At 59.2% G+C, this 6,790-nt stretch carries 5 protein-coding genes; 3 read left to right on the top strand and 2 right to left on the bottom strand.

Annotated features, from left to right (window positions below; translation table 11 throughout):
• On the bottom strand, nt 1-1,207 hold a 1,207-nt coding region (locus V7116_RS01900), incomplete at its 3' end, for a xylulokinase (RefSeq protein ID WP_324389840.1).
• 1,130 nt (nt 1,208-2,337) lie between these two features.
• On the opposite strand from V7116_RS01900, the gene V7116_RS01895 reads away from it, so the two are divergent.
• The 3 genes from V7116_RS01895 to V7116_RS01885 all read left to right on the top strand — a co-directional run bounded on the left by V7116_RS01895 (nt 2,338) and on the right by V7116_RS01885 (nt 5,825).
• Entirely contained in the window at nt 2,338-3,834 is a 1,497-nt protein-coding gene (locus tag V7116_RS01895) for an extracellular solute-binding protein (RefSeq protein WP_324389838.1), read from the top strand.
• Nucleotides 3,835-3,935: 101 nt separating this feature from the next.
• Entirely contained in the window at nt 3,936-4,949 is a 1,014-nt protein-coding gene (locus V7116_RS01890; RefSeq protein WP_324389836.1) for a carbohydrate ABC transporter permease, read from the top strand.
• Between the two features lie 15 nt (nt 4,950-4,964).
• Nucleotides 4,965-5,825, top strand: a complete 861-nt coding sequence (locus tag V7116_RS01885) for a carbohydrate ABC transporter permease (protein WP_324389834.1) — start codon at nt 4,965-4,967, stop codon at nt 5,823-5,825.
• A gap of 135 nt (nt 5,826-5,960) precedes the next feature.
• Here V7116_RS01885 and V7116_RS01880 read toward each other — a convergent pair whose 3' ends face one another.
• Entirely contained in the window at nt 5,961-6,548 is a 588-nt protein-coding gene (locus V7116_RS01880) for a glucose-6-phosphate isomerase family protein (RefSeq protein ID WP_324389832.1), read from the bottom strand.
• Nucleotides 6,549-6,790: the final 242 nt, after the last annotated feature.

Below are 6,790 nucleotides of genomic sequence, written 5' to 3'. Positions count from 1 at the left end.
GGGTGGTGAACGCATCCAGGATCACGCGCAGGTTCATGGTGATCCCTTCCAGCACGGCGCGGATCATGTCGGCGCGGGTGTGGCGCACCGTCAGGCCAACGAAACCGCCGCGCGCACGCGGATTCCAGCGTGGGCTGCGCTCGCCGAGCAGATACGGCAGAAAGAGCAGTCCGTGTGCCCCGGCAGGTGACTGTTCCGCGCTGAGATTCATCAGGTCGTAGGAGCTGACGCCGAGCGTCTGAGCGGCTTGCTGTTCGGGCAAACAGAGCTGGTCGCGCGTCCACTGGTAGGATCCGCCCGCCATCTGCATCGTGCCGCAGGGACTGAACAGGCCGGGGACGAGATGCGCCCAGGTGAACGTCCGGTAATCCGGGTCGTAGATCGGTTTCGGCGTCGCCAGCGCGATCCAGGACGACGCACCCACATAGTTGTATGCCGAGCCTTCGCGGACCACACCGGCTCCCGCCGCTGCACACATGCCGTCACCGCCGCCGATGACGACGGGCGTTCCGGCGGCCACGCCTACCTCGGCAGCCACAGACGGCAGCACCGTACCCACTACGTCGATTGACCGGCGCAGATCGGGCAGCTTGCTGGCGTCAAGCTGGGCGGCGTCTATGATGGCTCCCGACCATGTGCCGTTTTCGAGGTCGTACAGGTTCATGCCGGAGGCATCGGTCGGCTCTGTGACGAAATTCCCCGTCAGTCGCGCCACAATCGCGTCCTTCGCGTGGACGAACTTGTAGGTCGCCTCGTAGATCTCGGGCTGGTTGTCCCGAATCCACAGCATTTTGCACAGCGAGTACGAGGCGCTAAGGCGGTGCCCGGTGATGCGGTACACCTCGGCAGGGGCGATCCGCTCGCCCAGCCAGCGTTCCTGGTCGAGCGCGCGCTGATCCGCCCAGATGATCGCACTGCGGATCGGCTTCGCGTGCTCGTCGAGCGGCACGCAGCCCATCATCTGCCCGCTGAATGTAACGACCGCGATCTCGTTGGGGCGGACGCGCGCGTGCTGCATCAGCTCGCGCGTGGAATCGCAAACTGCGCGCCACCAGTGCTCGGGGTTCTGTTCCGCCCAGTTGGGACCGCCCCCATAGTCGGTGTCGTAGCTGTAAAACGCGCTGCCCAGCAGGTCGCCTTCGGCCCCGTAAAGCGTGGCTTTGTTGCCCGTCGTGCCTAAATCGTGCGCAAGAACATATTGTTTCATTAGATGTCCCCTAAAAAGTTCATTCTCATCACGCGACAAGTCTTTATTTTAGTGGTTTGCTCCTGCTCCGAATAGTCAGTGTGCGATCGGGCCCCGTCCATGTTTTGCCGACCTGAGCACGCGGGTTTGCCACGATCCTGACGCGCGGGCGCACAGGGCACCTGCATTGCGATGCAGGGCTGGATTGGGTTATGCCGGGGTGAGGGGAGTATGACATTGAGATGAGGCGCTGAGGAAGTGGTTCCGCGCTGGCGGAAGGCACGCCGCGGCAACCTGTTATGGATATGGAACCACCGAGTCGTGCTGACGCCTCATAAGCCATTTGCTTCTCTAAGTATGGACCCTAAGAACGAACTAACACCAGTTGCGTGCGAATCTTTTTTTGAATATAATACAGCTAATCACTTGTAATCACAAGATGACAGGATAACACATAGTGCTCTCGTGCAGCCCTCCCGATGCAGCGTCATGCATCGCCCGATCAACCGGCGCGGACGTGGCGTGTGTTGGTATGGGGAGGCGACGAGACCATTGTTCGTTCAGCCACTTAAAGTTAAACATACCCTTACAACATCGCCGGATGTCGCTCCACCCCCGGATTGCACGCTCTCGTTCGCAGCAAGTTATTGACCTTACACTCAACTTTTTTCTTTCCACTCCTATCGTTGGCCCTGTCACTTTCACATCGCCCGACACTCAACAATACGTTCAGCACATTCTCAACGTTCTCGACGAGACATTGCTCCGCAGATTTTGCGGCCAGGATACACGGTTCGCTTGACAGGTTGATGCCGGAGCTTGCCTCGCTTGCGTCGACATGCTCGACCGGGCCATAGGCAGGGGCCGGCTTTGAAGCCCGAGAAGTTAAATGTTCCAGGCAGACGGTCCGGTTTTTGTAGATCCGCCGGTCCCGTCACACCTTACGACCACTAGCGCTGTTTTTATTGCTTCCAACTGATGCAGGCACGACGATCATGATCTTCCAATAACGAAGCTGAGTTATGCGCAGCAGCCGCGTCTGTGCGATTCACATGGCCGCACGGGAAAGGAGGAGGCCGCATCATCGTAGAACGCACAACGATTCTTTCGCTCGCGGACCTAAAAATTAGCTACTTAGTGAGGGGATAACGATGACAAAAAGGTTCTTTTCACTCGTGTTTGTGGTCGCTATGGTGCTGGGACTGGTTCCCTTGAGCACCTATGCGCAGGATGACAAGCCGTTTGAAGGTATGAAAGTGGTGGTCGTGACCCAGGAAGGGCGCTCGATCGGTGGTCCGGTCGAGGACTTCGCACCCCAATGGGAAGAGATGACCGGCGGCGAGGTCGAGCTTCAACAGTTTGCGTTCGGCGACCTGTTCGAAAAGATGATCACCGCGTTTGAAACGGGGTCTGGCGCATACGACATGTTGATCTTCCCCGCCGACTGGGCGGGCGACTTCATGGCGGCGGGCTACCTGGAGCCGATCTCCGAGGAACTGCAGGCGAAGGTGAATTGGGACGACGTGATCCCGCTCTACAGCGACCGGATCGTTGCCTGGGGCGACCAGGTGTACGCGCTGCCCTATGACGGCGACTCGCATATGCTGTACTACCGCAAGGATCTCGTCAATAACGAGGAATATGCGGCAGAGTTCGAGGCGGAATATGGCTATCCGCTGGCCGAGCCGGTCACCTGGAACCAGTACATCGACATCGCCAAGTTCTTTAACGGTAAGGAAGTCGTGCTCGATACGGAAGGCAACAAGGGTCCGATCTACGGCACGATGGAAGCCCAGAAGCGCAACGCGCAAAGCTATTGGGTGTACCTCTCTCACGCGGCGGGCTACGGTAAAGTGCCGGGCAACCCGTGCTTCTTCTTTAGCTGTGAAGACATGACCCCGCAGGTCAACAACCCCGGCTGGGTCCGCGCCCTGACCGAGTACGTCGAAATCGGCCAGTACGGGCCGCCGGAAATGGTCAACTGGGACGTCGCGGATACCCGCGTGTACTACCCCTCCGGCATGTCGGTCTTCAATATCGACTGGGGCGATGTCGGTCCGATCTCGATCGATCCTGAAGCGTCCGTCATCAAGGGGCTGGTCGGCTTCGCGCCGCTGCCCGGTGGTGACCAGTACTGGGACTACGTGGCAGGCGAGTGGGTTACGCCAGAGTCCGGCGTGAACCGCGCCCCGTTCATCGCCTTCGGTGGCTGGATTATCGGCGTGGCGGCAGACAGTGACGTCAAAGAAGCCGCGCTCGACTTCGCTGCGTTCATGGCCGATCCTGAAATGGTCAAGCAGTTGGCGGTCACGGGCGGTACGGGCGTCAATCCGGCGCGCTTCAGCCAGTTTGAGGCGCTCGATCTGTGGATCGGCGCAGGCTTTGACGAGGAGAGCGCTACGGACTATCTGGACGCCGTCCTGAGCGGGATCAACGATCCGAACGCGGTGCTCGACCTGCGTATCACCGGCTCGGCGGAGTACCTGCAAACCCTGGACGTCGAGATCGCGCGGGCCATTGCGGGTGAAGTGACGCCGCAAGAAGCGTTGGACAACGTGGCCCAGCAGTGGAACGAGATCACCGATCGTCTGGGGCACGACGCGCAGCTCAACCAGTATCGTGCGGCGGTGGGTTATACGATGGAATAACGCTCTTCTGAAGTTGAAGGTCTGATGCAAAAAAGCGCTACATCCCACGTAGCGATGTAGCGCTTTTTGCGATCACGCGGTTGCCAGGAAGAGAGGCTGATTTGGCACAGGCATCGTCCGATCTCACCATCCAAGAAGGCCAGGGTACGCGCGACGACCGGATCATGAAGCGCGTATTTTTGACGCCTACCGTTTTTATCCTGCTGGCCCTGTCCATATTCCCGCTGCTGTGGTCGCTGGGGATTAGCTTTACGGACATCCAGCGCGGCGGCTCCACGACCGAGCGAATCGAGGAAGCGACCGGTGAAACCGGCACCGGTTTCCTGGGTATGAGCTGGAGCCTCAGCGCGCGGAACTATGACCGGCTGCTCCACGACTCGCGGCTGTGGATTGCGGCACGAAATACATTTCTTTATGTGTTTATGGGTGTGACCGTTCAATACGTGATTGGGCTGCTGCTGGCCCTGGTGCTCAACCAGCAGTTCCGAATGCGCGGACTTGTGCGGGTGATCTTCCTGATCCCGATGATGACGACGCCGGTCGTGGTCGGGTACACCGGGCGAATGATGTTCGACTCGTTCAAAGGGCCGATTGCCGATCTGCTGCGCCATGTGGAGGTGTGGTGGGCGCAGGTCCCCCTGATCGGCTCGGAACTCGATCTGGCCGTACCGTGGATGACCGATACCAAGTGGGCGCGCTTCACCATGGTGCTGATGGATAGCTGGCAGTGGATCCCGTTCATGATGCTGATCCTGCTGGCGGGTATGCAGGCGATCCCCGACGACGTCTATGAGGCCGCCCGCGTGGACGGCGCCTCGCCCTTCCAGATCTTCCGCCGCATCACGTTCCCGATGCTGCTGCCGCTCTCCGCGACGATCATCCTGATCCGTGGCCTGGAGATCTTCAAGATCATCGACGTCATCGTCGTCACCACAGGAGGCGGTCCCGGCTCTGCGACCGAGAGCTTGACGATGTACATCTACAAAACCGCGCTGACCTTCGGCAACTACGGCTATGCGGCGGCGATCTCGTTCGCGCTGCTGGTGCTGGTGGTCATCTTTTCGACGCTGTTCCTGGGCCTGATCAGACGTTTCATACCACGCGATCAGTTCTAATCGAGGAGGCACACCGTGAAACGTCGCTCGCGCCGTTCGACCCTGCTGCTGTATGCCATCGTGATCTTCTGGTCTTTCATCGTCCTGTTTCCGTATTACTGGTTGGCCACGACGTCGTTCAAGAAGCCGTTGGACGCCACGCGCTTTCCCAAGTACATCCCGTACTACGACTTTCAGCCCACGACCGAGCACTGGGATTACATCCTGACCCAGCGCTGGGACAAGACCTGGGGCAGCTTTCGCAACAGCCTGATCATCGCGTCGGGCAGCACGTTTCTGGCGGTGCTGCTGGGCTCAATGGCAGGATATGGCCTGTCGCGCTTCAGATATTATTGGAAGAGGTTGAGGTGGCGGAACGACAACATCGCGTTCTGGATCATCTCGCAGCGGTTCTTACCTCCTGCCGTGTTCATCATTCCGTTCATGATCGCGTATGCCGACCTCGGCCTGATCGACACGCACATCGGGTTGATTATCGCCTACACGATGTTCAACATCCCGTTTGCGGTGTGGATCATGCGCGACTTCTTCAACGGCCTGCCGACCGACCTGGAAGACAGCGCCCGCGTGGACGGCGCGACGCGCTGGAAGGCGTTCTACCGCATCGTGCTGCCGCTGAGCGCGCCGGGGCTGGTGTCAGTAGCGATCCTGTCGTTCATCTTCTCGTGGAACGAGTACCTGTACTCGCTGATGCTGACGAACGCCGAGGCGGTGACGCTGCCACCGTTCATCGCGGCGCAGAATACGCAGCGCGGCGTCGAGTGGTGGTATATTTCGGCGCTGGCAATGCTGGCGATCGTGCCGGTCATCCTGTTCGGGCTGGCGCTGGAACGGTTCATCACACGCGGACTGGTCGCAGGGGCGCTCAAGGGGTAGGGGAATACTGGCGACACGTGTCGCCCCAGGTTGGTAGGCACGACGAACCTCGCCCGGTGGGGCAGGGCCTGGTGCTGGCGTTGGAAATGGACGTGAGGCTCACGCGGCAAAGGTGAGCCTCACGATAGGATTGACTTAGCTGTCTGCGTTGCCCCAGCGCGGATTGTCGATCACGCTAAAGGCCTCATCACCGCCATCGACGATCAGCTTGCGGAAGCCTTTTTGCTCGATCGTGCCGTAGTCGTGCCCGGCATCGCCCGGGTAGACGAAGAATGTGATCAGATCTTCGTCCTGGCCCGTATTCACCGAGCGGTGCGCCCAGCGCGGCAGCACGTAGAGGACCCGACCGGGCCGCAGCTCTTCGACGGCCCACTCGCCTTCGGGCGTTTCCATGACCATCACGCCCTGACCTTGCAGGCAGTAGTAGATCTCGCCCGTTTCCAGCACGCTGTGGAAATGACCCTTGGTCATGAAGTACTCGCTGCCGACTTTGCCGGGATGCACGATCGAAATGCCGTGCAGCAGTTCACCAGCCACTTCCGGGCGCTTGAACTCGTATACCTCGTAGAGCAGGGTGTCTTTCTGGTCCAGCATCGCCCGGTAGGCGTCCTGATCCAGGTACTGGCCCTTCATATCGGTGAGACGGCGTTCGATGTGGTTGTCGTAGTTTTCTGGGATGAATGTGCCTGAAGGTAGACCAAAAGTATAAGGTTCGGTTCTCATGTCACATGTCCTGAGTCATGCTGCGAATTGAATCGCCCGATTAAAACTTGTGATCCTATGATTACAGGTTATCTCCATTATAGTGGTGTGGCTCGTGCTTGTAAATACGCTGGTTCGACCAGTGGCCGATCACCCACTGTAAATCAAATCGAAAGTCTGAAAGTGCGTCCGGCCCGCCGTGAATGGCACTAAATATGCCAACGTGAGCGTTGCGCAGCCGCAAAAAACACGACTTTGTGCCG

Source organism: Aggregatilinea sp. (genome assembly GCF_036822615.1).
Classification (GTDB): domain Bacteria; phylum Chloroflexota; class Anaerolineae; order Aggregatilineales; family Aggregatilineaceae; genus Aggregatilinea.
The sequence above is the reverse complement of the archived record's forward strand: the minus strand, read 5'-3'. Positions and strand labels throughout refer to the sequence as shown.

What these genes read in the sequence shown, in the direction of transcription:
- V7116_RS01895 (WP_324389838.1), top strand. Translation starts at nt 2,338, where the DNA reads ATGACAAAAAGGTTCTTTTCACTCGTGTTTGTGGTCGCTATGGTGCTG.
- V7116_RS01880 (WP_324389832.1), bottom strand. Translation starts at nt 6,548, where the DNA reads ATGAGAACCGAACCTTATACTTTTGGTCTACCTTCAGGCACATTCATC.